This window comes from Vallitalea okinawensis, assembly GCF_002964605.1.
Classification (GTDB): Bacteria; Bacillota; Clostridia; order Lachnospirales; family PQDH01; genus Vallitalea_A; species Vallitalea_A okinawensis.
In genome coordinates this window covers 24,904-41,617 of the sequence record NZ_PQDH01000013.1, presented here as the reverse complement: position 1 = coordinate 41,617, position 16,714 = coordinate 24,904, and the positions used below count along the sequence as shown (strand labels likewise).

The 16,714-nt window shown below is 33.0% G+C and carries 13 protein-coding genes; all 13 read right to left on the bottom strand.

What is annotated here, in order from left to right; translation table 11 throughout:
* Positions 1-67: 67 nt before the first annotated feature.
* Positions 68-622: a signal peptidase I gene (locus C1Y58_RS23015; RefSeq protein WP_105619238.1), complete on the bottom strand. Its 555-nt coding sequence runs from the start codon at positions 620-622 to the stop codon at positions 68-70.
* Between the two features lie 138 nt (positions 623-760).
* Complete coding sequence (locus C1Y58_RS23010; RefSeq protein ID WP_105619236.1) at positions 761-1,417, bottom strand: class D sortase; 657 nt, start codon at positions 1,415-1,417, stop codon at positions 761-763.
* Positions 1,410-2,645 carry an immunoglobulin-like domain-containing protein gene (locus C1Y58_RS23005; protein WP_170311674.1) on the bottom strand — a complete coding sequence of 412 codons (1,236 nt, stop codon included), beginning with the start codon at positions 2,643-2,645 and terminating at the stop codon, positions 1,410-1,412. Before C1Y58_RS23005 ends, C1Y58_RS23010 begins: the two co-directional genes overlap by 8 nt.
* 202 nt (positions 2,646-2,847) lie before the next feature.
* Positions 2,848-4,629: an aminopeptidase P family protein gene (locus tag C1Y58_RS23000; protein ID WP_105619232.1), complete on the bottom strand. Its 1,782-nt coding sequence runs from the start codon at positions 4,627-4,629 to the stop codon at positions 2,848-2,850.
* 108 nt (positions 4,630-4,737) lie between these two features.
* Entirely contained in the window at positions 4,738-6,051 is a 1,314-nt protein-coding gene (locus C1Y58_RS22995; protein WP_105619230.1) for a CAP and S-layer homology domain-containing protein, read from the bottom strand.
* 88 nt (positions 6,052-6,139) lie between these two features.
* The gene (locus tag C1Y58_RS22990; protein WP_157950256.1) at positions 6,140-7,195 is read right to left on the bottom strand and encodes a C39 family peptidase; all 1,056 of its coding nucleotides are present in this window, start codon (positions 7,193-7,195) and stop codon (positions 6,140-6,142) included.
* Positions 7,196-7,318: 123 nt separating this feature from the next.
* Positions 7,319-9,802, bottom strand: coding sequence for a DNA gyrase subunit A (gene gyrA / locus C1Y58_RS22985; RefSeq protein ID WP_105619226.1), 2,484 nt, complete (start codon positions 9,800-9,802; stop codon positions 7,319-7,321).
* A gap of 72 nt (positions 9,803-9,874) precedes the next feature.
* Complete coding sequence (gene gyrB / locus C1Y58_RS22980; protein ID WP_105619224.1) at positions 9,875-11,782, bottom strand: DNA topoisomerase (ATP-hydrolyzing) subunit B; 1,908 nt, start codon at positions 11,780-11,782, stop codon at positions 9,875-9,877.
* Between the two features lie 12 nt (positions 11,783-11,794).
* Positions 11,795-12,082, bottom strand: coding sequence for an extracellular matrix regulator RemB (gene remB, locus C1Y58_RS22975; RefSeq protein WP_105619222.1), 288 nt, complete (start codon positions 12,080-12,082; stop codon positions 11,795-11,797).
* Between the two features lie 262 nt (positions 12,083-12,344).
* The gene (gene recF, locus C1Y58_RS22970; RefSeq protein ID WP_105619220.1) at positions 12,345-13,427 is read right to left on the bottom strand and encodes a DNA replication/repair protein RecF; all 1,083 of its coding nucleotides are present in this window, start codon (positions 13,425-13,427) and stop codon (positions 12,345-12,347) included.
* A 13-nt stretch (positions 13,428-13,440) separates the two neighbouring features.
* Positions 13,441-13,653: an RNA-binding S4 domain-containing protein gene (locus C1Y58_RS22965; RefSeq protein WP_105619218.1), complete on the bottom strand. Its 213-nt coding sequence runs from the start codon at positions 13,651-13,653 to the stop codon at positions 13,441-13,443.
* A 231-nt stretch (positions 13,654-13,884) separates the two neighbouring features.
* A complete protein-coding gene (gene dnaN, locus C1Y58_RS22960; RefSeq protein ID WP_105619216.1) occupies positions 13,885-14,991 on the bottom strand; it encodes a DNA polymerase III subunit beta in 1,107 nt (368 codons plus the stop codon).
* 263 nt (positions 14,992-15,254) lie between these two features.
* Positions 15,255-16,604, bottom strand: coding sequence for a chromosomal replication initiator protein DnaA (gene dnaA / locus C1Y58_RS22955; RefSeq protein WP_105619214.1), 1,350 nt, complete (start codon positions 16,602-16,604; stop codon positions 15,255-15,257).
* Between the last annotated feature and the right edge of the window lie 110 nt (positions 16,605-16,714).

The window sequence follows — 16,714 nt, the reverse complement described above, 5'->3', positions numbered from 1 at the left end:
TGAATTCAAATAGCTCTTTCAATCTGTAACGAATGTAAAGGATATGAAAAGCAAACTATGGTAATTATTATTTTTTTATATTTTTATATTTTATTCTTATTACATATATTTTTTTCTTTAATAGAATTGATACTCGATTACTTACTAATAAAGCAAGTATGGTAATTAATAACAAAGGACTTCTTAAATATTCTATTATATAAGCTAGTTTATGTAACCTTAATTGATAAATTCCAAGTATGTCCTCCTGTGGTACCCATTCAAGGTCTGGAAAATTATTTGCATCACCTTGCAGTTGAAAAATTATTTTTCCATCCACTATTTTTTTGCTAACTATTCGATGAGTAACCAGTTCATCTTCATTAGGTCTATAAATTACAATGTCACCTATATCAACTTTATTGATGTGTCTATTATTAATGATTATAAGGTCGCCTTGATGGATAACTGGCTCCATTCCTCCTGTTGTTACGTTTATTAGACTAACACCTAATATATAATTTAGTTCATTACCCTTACCATTTATAAAATAACTACTGATGCATATACATAATAACATTGCGGCTAATAAAACTATGACCATGCATAATAGTATGTAACTAAATGCTTTTTTTATATCCATTAACTCTCCTTATAATATGTTCATCAAATTATTAAACTTATATTTGACTTATCTAAAGAAATTCTATGCTAAATCATAGCTTAACATTCCTAATAACAAACTATAAAAGAGTAGATGATTAACACCTACCCTCAATAATTATTGTAGTCTTCCTCTAATAATTAAACGTTTTTCACCTGTATCAATGGGATGACAAGTTATTAGAGTTAATACTTTATCTCCTTCAATATCATCAGTTACCCACATCTCACTAGCTTCAACTATAAATTTCTCTTCAATAGTATATCTATACTCCTCACCATTTTTTTCAATAATGACAATATCATCTTCCATAAGTTCGTTCAAACGGTTAAATTGATCTCCATACCGATAATTCCGGTGGCCAGCAATAACACAATTCCCTATCTCTCCTATATTAGATGTGCTTTCCATTTTACATGGACCAATCTGCAAATAATAATCATCTATCTTACTAAAAAGAGGTAAATATAATTCTATGGAAGGAATTTGAATGATTCCTATAATATCTTCTACGGGTATCGTACTTAACTCATTAGTGCCATTATCCTTTTCATTATCTAAGCTATGATCATGACTATTGGTATTATCTACTTCTCCTTCATCAACTCCTGAGTTTTCTATATTAACCCTTTGCTCATAAACTCGTTCTAAGCTATTAATTTGTTCAATTACATTCTTCTGTTGATATCCATAATAAAGAGATTCCGAAGTAGGGTAAGCAATAATAGCTACACCAAGTACGATGAGAATCACAATAAAATTTTTCTTATGCATTATTTATCCTTCTCTTTTTAATATATAATACGACACCTACTACAATCAATCCTCCACCAATAAAATAGTTAATATAAGGTATTCTCTGTCCAGTATCAACTAAATATACCTCTTGATCAATTGCTCTCACTGGTATTACCTTAACTGTTCTTATTACCTCATCAGCGGCAACTCCCTGTGAATTGGTTACATTATATGTATATGTATTTATACCAACTAAACTTGTATCTATAGGTTCATAAGTATCGTTGATTTTAATGATTAACTTATCAGTAATATCCCCATCTATTTTATCATATGCTATTGCCCCTCCATCTATATACTCGGTACCTTGCTCAATCTCTATATATGGTTCGCCGATTAAAGTGATTACAGGTTTTGATGTGATTGGTATGACCGCAACTACACGCTTGACAGGTTCAGCTTTTGCTCCTTCGGAGTCTTCAACATTATATACATAATCATATTGTCCTATAATTGATGTATCAATTGTTGACATATCTTCTCCATTTATGGTTATAACGATATCCTCTGTAATATCACCATCTTCTTTATCATAAGCAGTTGCTCCTGGATCATTATACACTGCATTTTGATCAATAATATATGCCCTATTACCTATTAAAGTTATTTCTGGTGGAGTATTATTAGTCCCCTTTCTAGGAGGATCTTTTTCTGGATCATCTGTTTCTGGTGGGTCTGGCTCATTATAATCTCCTTCAAAATAAACAATAAGATCAAACTTATAGGTTATGTCTTCAACGCCATTATCTGCTTCTGGACTTAAGTCTACATCGATTGTTACAGGCTTAGAAGCTCCATTACTATCAGTAGTTAATGTGATGGGATGGTTAAGAAGTTTTATTTCTCCAACAAGATCATTAAAACTACCTGAGTAATAACCTCCCTCACTTTTTGAATAGCTACTATCATAGATAGATAAACTTACCCATTTTCTAAAATCCTCTTTGATTTCATCATTCAGAGTATTACCACTGATATGCGCCCACCCATCACTATGTTCTTTTAATTCAATTGCTGTAATAGTACAGTTCTTTCCTGTCTGATTATTGAAATTCGTTTGTGTTGAATATGTTCCACCTGGATATAAAAAGCATTCATCCATTCCAATGATAGCCGTACCACTTGTAGTTCCTAAATTAAAAGCTTTAACTGATGTCATAGGCATTAGCATTAATATTATCACTAAAACTATAGTAATCCCCATTCTCCTCATTATTTCACCAGCCTATTCGGTTAAATTTTAAAACTCTTTATTTGAATCAGTAGAGATTTTTCATATGTATTATATTTACATTTATTAACATATATTCTATTATTTATTTTACTTTTTCAATTTTTTATTGTCAATACTGAACATATAAAAGTAAACTAAAGTGGTATAGGAACATTCCCTATACCACTTTAGACTAAACTTCTTTTGTATTCTCTTTTAACCATACTTTCTCATCTTCATTTAAGTATGGTGCTAATAATTCATAAGTCTTTTTATGATACTCATTTAACCACTGCTTCTCTTCATCTTTTAATAGTGAAGTATCAATTGCTTCTAAGTCGAAGGGGCAATAAGTCAATGTCTCAAATTTAAGGAATTGACCCCATTCTGTTTTATTCTGAGGGGCTACTAGAATATCATTTTCTAGTCGAATACCGTAATCTCCTTCTACATAGTAACCAGGTTCATTGGTTACCACCATCCCTACTTCAAGTGGTACATCAACTAGATGTTGTGAAATGTTATGCGGTCCTTCGTGAACGTTTAAGAAGAAACCTAGTCCATGACCTGTACCATGTTTGAATTCTAAACCATGTTCCCATAGTGGCATACGTGCTAATGCGTCTAGGTTACATCCTTTAGTACCTTGTCGGAAGATTACTCTACTTAAATTAATGTTACCTCTTAAAACTAAAGTGTAGTTTCTACGCATCTCCTCAGTAATAGGTCCTAAAACAATGGTTCTTGTTATATCCGTTGTTCCATCATAATACTGTCCACCAGAATCAATAAGTACAAACCCCTCTGGTTCAAGGGTTTTCTGTGATTCTTCACTTGCTTTATAGTGATTTAACGCCCCATGTTCGCCATATGCTGCTATCGTTGCAAAGCTTGCGCCTAAGTTATTTTCCATCTGGCTTCTTAATTCTAAGAGTTTATCTTCTATATCCAATTCTGTTATTTTTATCTTACCTATATTACTCTTAAGCCAATAAAGGAATTTAACCATTGCTACATTATCACGTATATTGCATTTTCTTAGGTTTTCAATCTCTATTTCATTCTTCTTAGCCTTTAAAAGTGCAGAAATCTCTTTAATCTCTCTTACTTTACATTGTTCTTTTACCTTGCTATATAATGCACTATTAATACGATTAGAATCAAGAGCAACTTTTCTAGATGCATCCAAGTTGTTAATATCTTCCCATAATGCATCATAGGTCTTAACTGTAATTCCTTCACCTAATAATGTATTTTTTATGCCATCAGATATTTTACTTAGATCCACATAGAGTGATGTTGTTTCCATCGTGATCATAGCATAAGCATAGACAACAGGACTGTATTGCATATCATTTCCTCTGATGTTACATAACCAGACAATATCATCTAGTGAACCAATAACATAAGTGTCTGCATCTTCTTCAACCATAAGTTCTCTAATTTCTTTGATTTTGTCACGTGATTGCTTACCAGCAAATTTAAGATCATGTTCAATAACCTTTTCAGCTGGCATCGCTGGTCTATCAATCCATATTAAATCAATGAGGTCATCATTTATTTGATAATTAAAATCTTTGTTCTTCAATTCTTTCTTCATCTTTGTTACATAATTAGCTGAAAATAGTCGACCATCAAAACCAATTGTGGCACCATCAGCTAAATTTTTCTTCAGCCACTGGTTGATAGTAGGCACGCCTTCTTCACCCATTTTAAAAAGGTCAATTGAAGATCCCTTAATTTCTTCTTCAGCTTGGATAAAATATCTTCCATCGGTCCATAAACCATTGCCATGTTCTAAGGACACGATAACAGTACCTGCTGATCCAGTAAATCCAGAAATAAATTGTCTTGATTTAAAATAATCTGCTACATACTCACTTTGATGAGAATCTGAGCTTGGTATAATGTATACGTCCATGCCCTTTTCTCTCATAATCTTTTGTAGTGTTCTTACTCTCTCTTTTGCTTGCATAAAATTCGTTGGCAGAATGTACTACCAACTTCACCTACCTTTCATAACCTAAATCAGCTTCGTATATAATCAAATTATACACGAAGCTGTATGAAGGGTAAAGCTGATTTATTTATTTATAACACGATTCGTAATTCTTTCGGCATCTTCAAAAGTTAAATCTTCATTTGGAATTAATTCATTGTCAGTAGTACCATAGACAATATTAAGATTATAAGCTGCTCTGATAGCATTTATAGCCCATGGACTTACTTCATCCATATCAACAAAATCTGGTTCTTTATTAATGACTGTGTCATAAAAATCTATCTCATTTAAATAATTATATAGCCGCATGATGATTGCAAAAGCTTGTTCTCTCGTTAAATTATCATCGTATCCGAAAGTTTCTGTGTCATATCCTTGCATTATACCTAACTCTTTTAAAGTATAAATATAAGGTGTATAGATACTTTCATTAGGTACATCTTTAAATGTTACTTCATAATTCCTGCTTAACACAAGATCAGCCTCTGAAACAATATTTTCTGCAAATTCTTGTCTAGTGATTTTATCACGTTTATTGATATAATTTAAAGTTGAAGTTTTTCCACCTGTTTCAAATGACCATGTCTTATTCTTATTAGCTATAGATCCACTTGAATAAGTTACTCGAATATTGACTGATACCTCATATTCTGTGTTAGCATCAAATGGTTCATTGGGCAGTATGATAATTGAATTAGTCAATATCTCATCATTATCAGGATTACGTATTTCATTTTCAATTATTTTACTATTTTCTTTATTTACTAATTCTATTTTTATTATCTCAATTTTGTCAATCTTCATTGGTGCATAAATTGAATATGTTATAGGGTAACCATATACATTATTGTCCTCATCTATCCACTGATAGGGTATCCTCTCTTGATGATTAAATGGATATGTAACTTCTGTTGTTTTGGCTTTCTCTCCACCAAGTTCAACAACAAACTTATCACCTTCTTTGTAATAACCTATATCTTGGTAGTTAGGATTAAGAAGCTCTATTCTATAATAAGGATTATCTATCATTTTAGTTACTGTATTTGCTGGTGAATCATCCGATAGATATATTAATTCATTAGTATAAGGATTGGAATTAATATCATAATTAAAATATCCAACTCTATCCCATGGATAAATCCCTGCAAAAAGTACTTTATCGCTATCCTGTGTATGTTTTCCTGTAATATTTTTGGAATTTTTTTCATAAGTATTCAAATAGACACTGTGATTTTCAGCTGCTTTTGATAAATTATTATCCGCTTTTAATTCCGTTACTTTAACGTGTTCTCTAATATTATTAATATATTGAATAGTATTGTCCGTTGCGGAATATCCATATACAACTGATGTGCTCAATAAAATTACAAGTATAATTGTGGCGAGTCGTTTCATGTCCTTCCCCCCCTTTACTACTATCTATTATACCAAATATTCACATTGTATAAAGTTAAATATAGATTACAAACCGAATTTTCAGTATTTATCCAGCAATGTACTTCATCGTTATGGCTTGGTTACCCATCTGCTCCCATGCTGCTATGAACTCTTCTTTTTTAACTGCCGTCCTTCGATTTAAAGGATCATTGATATAAATATATTCTTCATCATAACCTACAACCACTACTGCATGTTGTTTATTTGTAACTGTAACATCCCCTTCTTCGGTCTTCCATGTTTTAAAGTAATTGTCATCTAAGGCTTTATACAGAGTATTGGTTATAACCCAAACGGGCATACCATGATCTAAAAAGAAGTATATTTCTTCAAAAGAGGTACCTGTAAAATCTAAGGTATCAGCTGGTGCATATGCCTTTACCAACTGATTAATAGGTTCATGATATACACCAAATCCAAACTGACTTAAACTGTACATACTTCCCACAAATCCTTGATGAGGGTTCCCATAATATAATAGGCTATCATTCCAGTATAATCCTGGTTCTTTGACTATTTCTTCTGCCAATTGCATTTTAGTCACATTTAAAGCATTGTAATTCATTAACATCGCTAAAGATGTTACTTCACAACCACGAGGCAATTCCGGATATTGATTAAGTTTTGGTACTTCCATATAACTGCTACCACGCTTATCATAATCCCTCATCCAAACCCTTTTATATTCATCTTCATAGGTAATGATGCCGCTTTGAAAGTTTTTGGCATATTCATACGCTTCCTGAAAGGTAATGAAGTCCTTCAAATATGTATCTTCACTATATACAATATAGGGATTGAAGTTATCCCAGATCCATTCTTCTTGATTATCTTGTATGATATAAGCTCGTGTATAATCCTCTGCATAGTTAATAGCTTCTTCAAGAGAAGAAAACTGCTTAGATTTTGTATCGTACCTATACACATCGAATGTATTTTTATTGCTATCTGGAATCTCTTCTAGTTGCGTTATACCACTATTTGGGGGTTGTTCGACTAATTGATTACTTGTTGCTTCTGATAAATTTAGTGGAAAGGTTAATAACATATAAGCAATCCCCATTGTTAATGCTATCATTAACCCCATAAATAATTTTTTCATTCGACTCATCCTAATATATTTAACTTATCTGAATCCAATCAAATATTTCATAAAATCTCTTCTATTATAACATACTTTGATATATGGAGGCATTACTAGGCAAAAAAAAAGAAAAACCTGAGATTACTCAGATTCTTCCTCTTCTTTTTCTTCGTCTTCATCTATTTGATCTTCTTCTCTTACTTTAGCAATACTAACTACTCGAATGTCATCGCCAACGTTCATCAATTTAACACCAGATGTTACACGGCCTATTTGTGATATTTCATCAACTCTTAATCGAATAATGATACCTTCGTTAGTAATCAGCATGATATCTTGGGTATCTCTAACCGCTTTAAAGCCTACGATAATACCTGTCTTAGGTGTTATACGATAGTACTTAATACCTTTACCTCCACGGTGTTGAACAGTAAACTCATCTACAGATGTACGTTTACCCATACCATTTTCAGTTACTGCTAATATATTTTCGCCTTGTGATACAAGCTGCATACCGATAACTTCATCTTCTTCATTAATGGTCATACCTTTTACACCCATGGATGTTCTACCTGTTGGTCTAACATCTGTTTCTCTAAAGCGAATACATTGTCCCTCTCGTGTAGCAATGAGAACTTCTTGATCACCATCAGTCAGTTTAACTTCAATGAGGTCATCATCTTCTCTTAGAGAAATGGCAATTAGGCCGCCTACACGGATATTGGTATATTCCATAAGACCAGTTTTCTTAACTTGACCACGTTTTGTAGCCATAAGAAGGAATGTATCTTCAGTATACTCTTTAACAGGTATAACTGCTGTGATAATTTCCCCTGGGTCAATCTGTAATAGATTAACAATAGCTGTACCTCTAGATGTACGACTAGCTTCAGGAATTTCATATGTTTTTAGGCGGTATACTTTACCTTTGTTCGTAAAGAATAAAATATAGTGATGTGTGGATGTAATAAATAGGTTTTCAACGAAATCCCCATCTCTAGTTTGTATACCCTTAATTCCTTTACCACCTCTATTTTGGCTCTTATAGGTGGAAACTGCAGTACGTTTAATATATCCTAGGTGAGTCATAGTGATAACATTGTTCTCTTTCTTGATAAGATCTTCAATGTCAATCTCTCCAGCATCAAATGTGATCGCTGTTTTTCTCTCATCACCGAATTTTTCTTTGATAACGAGAATTTCTTCTCTAATCAAACTATATAAAACATTTTCGTTTTCTAATATAGCTTTTAATTCTTTAATTTTTTCGATGAGCTCAGCGTATTCATTTTCTAACTTCTGTCTTTCCAAGCCTGTTAATGCTCTCAGACGCATGTCTACAATTGCTTGAGCTTGACGATCAGAGAATTGGAAACGCTCCATTAAGCGTTCTTTAGCCTGTGCTGTGTTTTCAGATCCTCTAATAATCTTAATAATCTCATCAATATGATCAAGTGCTTTTAATAAACCTTCTAAAATATGAGCTCTAGCTTCAGCTTTGTTAAGTTCGAATTTGGTTCTTCTTGTAATAACATCTTTTTGATGCTCTAAGTAATGTTCAAGTACCTGCTGAAGATTAAGTACTCTAGGTTCATTATTGACAAGTGCTAACATATTGATACTAAATGTATCTTGTAATTGAGTATTTTTATATAACTGATTTAAAATAACTTGGGCATTAACATCTCTTTTTAATTCAATAACAATGCGCATCCCATTTCTGTCAGATTCATCTCTTAAATCGGTAATACCCTCAATTTTTTTATCTTTTACAAGATCAGCAATTTTCTCGATTAAACGAGATTTGTTAACCATGTATGGAATTTCATCGACAACGATGCGCTGTTTATTATTTGCCATTGGCTCAATTTCAGCATTTGCCCTTACTTTGACACGACCTTTACCTGTTCTATAAGCTTCATCAATGCCTCTTGTACCATAAATTGTAGCTCCAGTTGGAAAATCAGGTCCTTTAATAATTTTAAGTATATCGTCAATAGTTGTCTCTTTATTATCAATTCGGTCATTAATAATTTGAACAACACCATCGATTACTTCTCGTAAATTATGTGGTGGGATACTTGTAGCCATACCTACGGCAATACCTGTAACACCATTACATAATAAGTTAGGGTATCTAGCTGGTAAAACAATTGGTTCATTAAGCGATTCATCAAAGTTTGGACGATAGTCCACTGTTTCTTTTTCAATATCTCTTAACATTTCCAGTGCTAATTTACTCATTCTCGCTTCTGTATAACGCATGGCTGCGGCTGAATCCCCATCAACGGATCCAAAGTTACCATGTCCATCAACTAATTCATAACGAGTGGAGAAATCTTGTGCTAAACGTACCATTGCATCGTAGATGGAACTATCACCATGTGGGTGATATTTACCCATTGTATCCCCGACGATACGAGCTGATTTACGGTATGGTTTATCTGGTGTCAAATTAAGCTCGCTCATTGAATAGAGTATACGTCTTTGAACAGGCTTAAGACCATCTCTAACATCTGGTAAGGCTCTGGATGCTATAACACTCATAGCGTAATCTATATACGATTTTCGCATTTCTTCTTCAAGATTGACCGGTTTGATCATATCAAATTGACTTTCTTCCATGAGATGCTACTCCTTTCATCTCCTATTTACATGATTGTATCTTACAACACTTTTAAATAGCCATTGGAGGTATTATATATCTAAGTTTTTAACATACTTTGCATAAGATTGTATAAATTCACGTCTTGGTTCAACCTTATCACCCATAAGTGTTGTGAATACTTCATCACAAGCAGCTGCATCTTCCATATCAACTCTTAATAAAGTTCTTTTCTCTGGGTCCATGGTTGTTTCCCATAATTGGTTTGCATCCATTTCACCAAGACCTTTGTATCGTTGTAATTTATTATTTTTATCACGACCTAATTCATTTAATAACTTTTCTAATTGACGGTCTGAATAGACATAATAAGACTTTTTGTTTCTCTCAACCTTGTATAGTGGAGGTTGTGCAATGTATACATAACCACCTTCAATCAACTGTGGCATATAGCGATAAAAGAAAGTGAGTAGCAATGTACGAATATGAGCACCATCCACATCGGCATCGGTCATAATAACAATTTTGTGGTATCTTAATTTTTCAATAGCAAAATCATCAGATATACCAGCACCAAATGCAGTAATCATAGCTTTAATCTCATTATTACCTAAAATTTTATCTAATCGAGCTTTTTCTACATTAAGGATTTTACCTCTTAGAGGTAGAATAGCTTGAGTTTGTCGTGATCTTGCGGATTTAGCACTACCACCCGCAGAATCCCCTTCGACAATATATATTTCGCAATTACTTGGATCCTTATCGGAACAGTCGGCAAGCTTACCAGGTAAGCTAGTGCTTTCAAGTACACTTTTTCTTCTTGTTAAGTCTCTAGCTTTTCTTGCCGCTTCGCGAGCTCTAGAAGCCATAACTGCCTTTTCAAGAATTATTTTAGCAACTCTTGGATTTTGCTCTAAGAAGAAAGTCAAGCTTTCAGATAAAATGTTATCAACAGCACTTCTTGCTTCACTACTACCTAGTTTTTGCTTTGTTTGTCCTTCGAACTGAGGATCACCAATTTTTATACTAATAATGGCAGTGATACCTTCTCTTAAATCCTCACCTGCAAGGTTTTTATCATTTTCTTTTAGAATTTTATTTTTACGTGCATAATCATTTAATGTCTTCGTAAACGCAGTTCTAAATCCACTGAGATGAGTACCACCTTCAGGTGTATTAATATTATTAACGTAGGTAAAAACATTTTCAACATAGGAATCGTTGTGTTGAAATGCAATTTCTACATGTACATCATCTTTGTCGCCTTCAGCATAAAAAACATCTCCGTAAAGTGGTGTTTTGTTTTTGTTCTGGTATGTAACAAACTCACTAATACCACCTTCGTAATGGAATGTTTTACTTTTTTCTTCGCCTTCTCTCAAGTCATTTAACTCAATATATAAACCTCTAGTCAAGAAAGCTGTTTCTTGTAAGCGTTGTCTTAAGATATCAAAACTGTATACTGTTTCTTCAAATATTTCATCGTCGGGTTTAAAGTGGACGAAAGTACCAGTTACCTCAGTGGTACCCACTACTTTAAGCGGATGCAGGGTCTTACCCCTTTCAAAGTTCAGTTCATGTATTTTATTATCTTGATAAACCTGAACTTTTGTCCATTCTGATAGGGCATTAACAACTGAAGCACCTACACCATGGAGACCACCAGATACCTTATAACCGCCTCCACCAAATTTACCACCTGCATGGAGAATGGTGTATACAACTTCAACGGCTGGAATTCCCTTTGTCGGATGAAGTCCAACTGGAATACCACGTCCATTATCGAGAACGGAAATGGAATTGTCATTATGAATATTAACAATAATTTTATCACAGAAGCCCATAAGTGCTTCATCTACTGCATTATCGACGATCTCTGTAACAAGATGGTGTAACCCCTTAGAAGAGGTGCTACCAATGTACATACCCGGTCTCTTACGAACCGCTTCAAGACCCTCTAATATTTGAATTTGTGATGCATTATAGTCAGATGCTGCCATCCCAAATCCCTCCTACATCATGTGCTTATTGCTAAGCAAATTTATTTGATCATTGGCGTATAAACGATTTTGTAGTGTCACCGAATTAATGGGCGAAAAATAGAGATAATATTGTCCATTTTCATCAACAACGACTACGGACTTAGCTTCATCATCACTAATTCTTTTTACAAAGCCATCGTCTTCCGCCATCTTTATGAATTCTTTTGTTATTTCGGATTGAGCTGCATAGGTCATACTGAGGATACTTACAATATTCTTCACTAATATTTCCTTATCTGCACCAATGTGCAAAAACATACAGGATCACTCCAATCCTAATAATAGCATAACATATCTATTATACATTAAATTATCAATATCTTCAAGTTGTTAATTCTTCAATATTCTGTAAATTAACCATTTGGCTTCATCATTTCTGAAATTATTCACTTACTTTGATGCTTTCTGCACAAGATAACTCACTTTTACTTTATAGAAACCGGTACCTTGCACCAATAAAGCTAATATATACACATGAAATTTCTCCCCATTGCTAAATTATTGGTTCAACGACTTATAGTTATTTAACGATCTCAGCAACTCCAGAACTTATTTTTATCATGCGATCGACTTCCATCCCTTTATGAATAAAATCTTCAACACCAGTACATGTAACAATGGTTTGAATATTTTCCAAGGTACTTAAGAGATGTTTCTGACGTGAATCATCTAATTCAGATAAGACGTCATCTAATAATAACACTGGTAAATCATTGGTTTTTTGCTTGATCAAATCGATTTCTGCCAGCTTTAAAGATAGCGCCGCCGTTCGGTGTTGTCCCTGAGAACCAAAGGTTCTTAAGTCAATATCATTAACTCTAAAAGCTAAATCATCACGATGGGGGCCAATTGAAGTATTGCCAAATTTGATGTCCTTATCTACATTCTTTTTTAAAAGATTTGAAAAATATTGTTCTTCACAATTTTTTTCATACTTGATGATCAACTTTTCTTTACCATTGGTTATCTGCTCATGAATCTCCATAACATAATTTTTCAGTTCATTAATAAAATCATAACGTGCTTTTATAAGCTTTGAACCAAATGTTATTAGTTGTTCATCCCATATCTCAATGGTAGCTTTATCACCTTTACCATAGGCTACAGCTTTCAATAGATTATTTCGTTGTTTAAGTACTTTGTGATATTGTTGAAGATTATAAAGATAAATTTTATCAATTTGACATAATTCGATATCTATAAATTTTCTACGTTCTGATGGACCTTTTTTGACAAGGGATAAATCTTCTGGTGAAAAAAGTATAACGTTAAGAGTTCCGTACAGCTGATTCAATTTTTGTATGGGATATTTATTCACAGCGATACCTTTTTTACCACTTTTTCTAAAATGAATATCGATAATTTCATTATTTTTCTTTTGTACCTCAAGATTAATATGCCCTTCATTCTGACCCCATAAGATTAAATCTTTATCATAATTGGTCCGATGTGATCTTGCTGTAGCACAATAATAAATGGCTTCAAGTATATTGGTCTTACCTTGGGCATTATTACCATAAATTATATTAATACCTTTTTTAAATTCAATATCTAAACTTTCATAGTTGCGATAGTTATTTAATTTTAAATTATTTACATACATCGTATGCTCACCGTTATTTTACAATTTTAAAGGATTCATAGCCTTCCACTGATACTACATCACCTTCGTAAAGCTTTCTGCCTCTTCTCGCATCGACTTCGTCATTAACCATGACTTGTTCTTCTTGTATCATAAACTTTGCTTCTACACCTGATGTAACAATGGCGGCTAGCTTCAATGCTTGACCTAATTTTATAAAATCTGTATCAATTTTTAATTCTTGCATATTATCGCCTCTAATCCTCTTACTATTGTTTCTTCATGCACTGAATCTCAATTAATCCAACTAATAATTAACATAAAAGTTGATAACACTTATATGAGATTTTCTTATTATTTATATTGTGCCCTAAATTTTATTATAACATAAACCCGATAGTAAGACAAAAAAAGATTCTAAAAAAGACCATCGAAATTTAATTCAATGGTCTCTCTAAAATCTTTCTCATTCATAGACTTACCCGTTAAAACGAATTGGACAGATGAGATATTTAAATGCATCAGTCTCTACTGGTTTTATGACACTAGGGGCTAGTGGTGAAGTATAGGTGATTCTAATTTTTTCATCATCAATATTTTTTAAGGCATCAATGATGTATTTTGGATTAAATGCAATAACCATTTCATTACCTTCCATCTCGATATCCACTTCTTCATAGGCTGTACCAAGATCAGTATTGGATGTAATAATCATTTTATCAGTTTTAATTTCTGTTTTAACCGGGTTATTCTTACTATCTCTAGAAATAAGGGCAGCACGCTCAATACTATCTAAGTACGCTTTTCGATTGATTGTTATCATGGTTTCAAAATCAGAACTGAAGGCTTGCTCGTATTTTAAGAATTCACCTTCTAATAACCTTGATACGACAATACTATCGCCTAACTCAAAAAGAATATGTTTATCTGTTACGTATAAAGCTACTTCAGCCTCATCTTCACCTGATAAAATTTTAGTTATTTCACTAAGTGTCTTTCCTGGAACGACAACTTTTATATTCTCATTCTCAATTGACAATTGGGTTCTGCGTAATGATACACGATAGCCGTCAACAGCAACTATATTCAATGAAGTACCATGAATATCGATAAGTTCACCAGTTAAGATTTTTCGTGTCTCTTCACTTGCAGTTGAAAAAATTGTCTGTCTAATCATATCTTTCAAAAGAAGCTGAGACATGATGATTTTTTTATCTTTATTGACTTCTGGGAGTAAAGGAAACTCATCTCCTGGTTGACCTGCAATCTTAAATTCAGAATGAGCACACTTAATCGTTGTAATATTTTTTTCATTAACGATTATTTCTACTTTAGAATCTGGTAATTTACGAATGATCTCTGAAAAGATTTTAGCTTCTAAGGCTACACAACCGTTTTCAACTACTTCAGCAGCAACATTACTTTCGATTCCTAATTCTAAATCATTCCCAACAAGTTTAAAGTGATCAAATTCTGCACTTAATAAAATGCATTCTAATATTGGTAAAGTTGTTCGATTGGATACAGCTTTTAATACAGTATTAACTCCTTTTAATAAAGCAGATTTTTCACATATGATTTTCATTGTGAGTAACTCCTTCCATAGAAAAATAGTTATTTATAAAGGTTATTTATAGTAATAGTAGTAGTAGGGCCTGTTAATTTGTGAATAAGTCAAAAAAAAGCGATAAACTGTGGAAATGTGCATAAGAATAACATTGTGGATAGTATAATTTTTATTTATTCACTTATCCACAATGTTAACATATATAACATTCATTATTTTTTGTCCACAGGTCTATCAACTGTCATTTAACATAGCCGTGTTGATAATTGAATTTTAATGAATTATTTGCCAGTAATTTGTTTGGTTAGGTCTTCAATAATCTTCTGAAGCTCTACATTGTCCTTCATATCTGTCGTAATTTTTTCGTTACCATGGATAATTGTCGTATGATCACGACCTCCGAATTCTTTTCCGATCTGAGGTAATGAGAGTTCTGTTAATTGGCGACAGAGGTACATTGCAATCTGTCTTGGGAAGGCAATGTTTCGCGTTCTTTTTTTCGAAGTAAGGTCTTCTGATTTTAAATTGTAACGCTCAGCTACAACTTTTTGAATAAGATCAACGGTGATTGCCTTGTGTGCATCATTAAACATAAAGTCTTTTAAGGCCTCCATTGCTAACTCAAGATCTATTTTTCGACCAGGTCCTACTAGTTTGGAGAAGGCAAGTATGCGAGTTAGTGCACCTTCAAGTTCTCTAATATTGGAAACCACATTAGTAGCAATATAATCAAACACAGCAGGATCTACAGTTAAGTTATCTTGCTCTGCTTTTTTTCTTAAAATAGCCACACGGGTTTCGTAATCAGGTTGTTGAATATCAACAATAAGACCCCATTTGAACCTAGATCGTATACGCTCTTCTAACTTTTCTATTTCTTCAGGTGGTCGATCACTTGATATGACAATTTGCTTATTGGCTTCGTATAAAGTATTGAAGGTATGAAAAAATTCATCTTGGGTACCTTCTTTACCACCTAGAAACTGTATATCATCAATAAGTAAAATATCAATCTTACGATATTTATCCCGAAACTTGGAGTTCGTTGATTTGGTTATGCTGGCAATTAGCTCATTCATAAATGTCTCTGCAGAAACATAAAGAATTTTTTTAGATTGATCATCATCTAAAATATAATGACCAATTGATTGCATGAGGTGAGTTTTTCCAAGTCCTGATCCACCCCATATAAATAATGGATTATATGCACGAGCAGGATAGTCAGCAACAGCTATTGACGCTGCATAGGCTAATCGATTACTGTTACCTTCTACGAAGGTATCAAAAGTATATTTTGGGTTTAAATTAAGCGTAGGATTGACATTATTTATTTGTCTATTGAAGTTAATAGACGTCTGTTTGGTTTCAGTCGATTTTTGGTACTCACCTTCTAATACAATAGAAATATTATTAATGTTGCCATCATACTCTTGTAAAATCTCCAGGATCTTGTCACTATATTTATTTGGTATGACATCCTTGGCTAGTTCATTACCTGTTTCAATAATCAATGTATTATCTGAAAGATCTAGAGGCTTTAAATCTTTAAACCAGGCATTAAAAGCAACATTAGTTAGGTCTTCTTGTAATACTTCCATAGCATTACTCCATATTGTATTAATGTCTTTCATCCCGTTTCCCCCTAAAAGGATTAATTATTATATGATTAAACGCAAAAAGTGCAAAAGAAGTTCATCAAAGTACTCTTCGAGAGTTAATCATTCTATAGTATTAATAACTT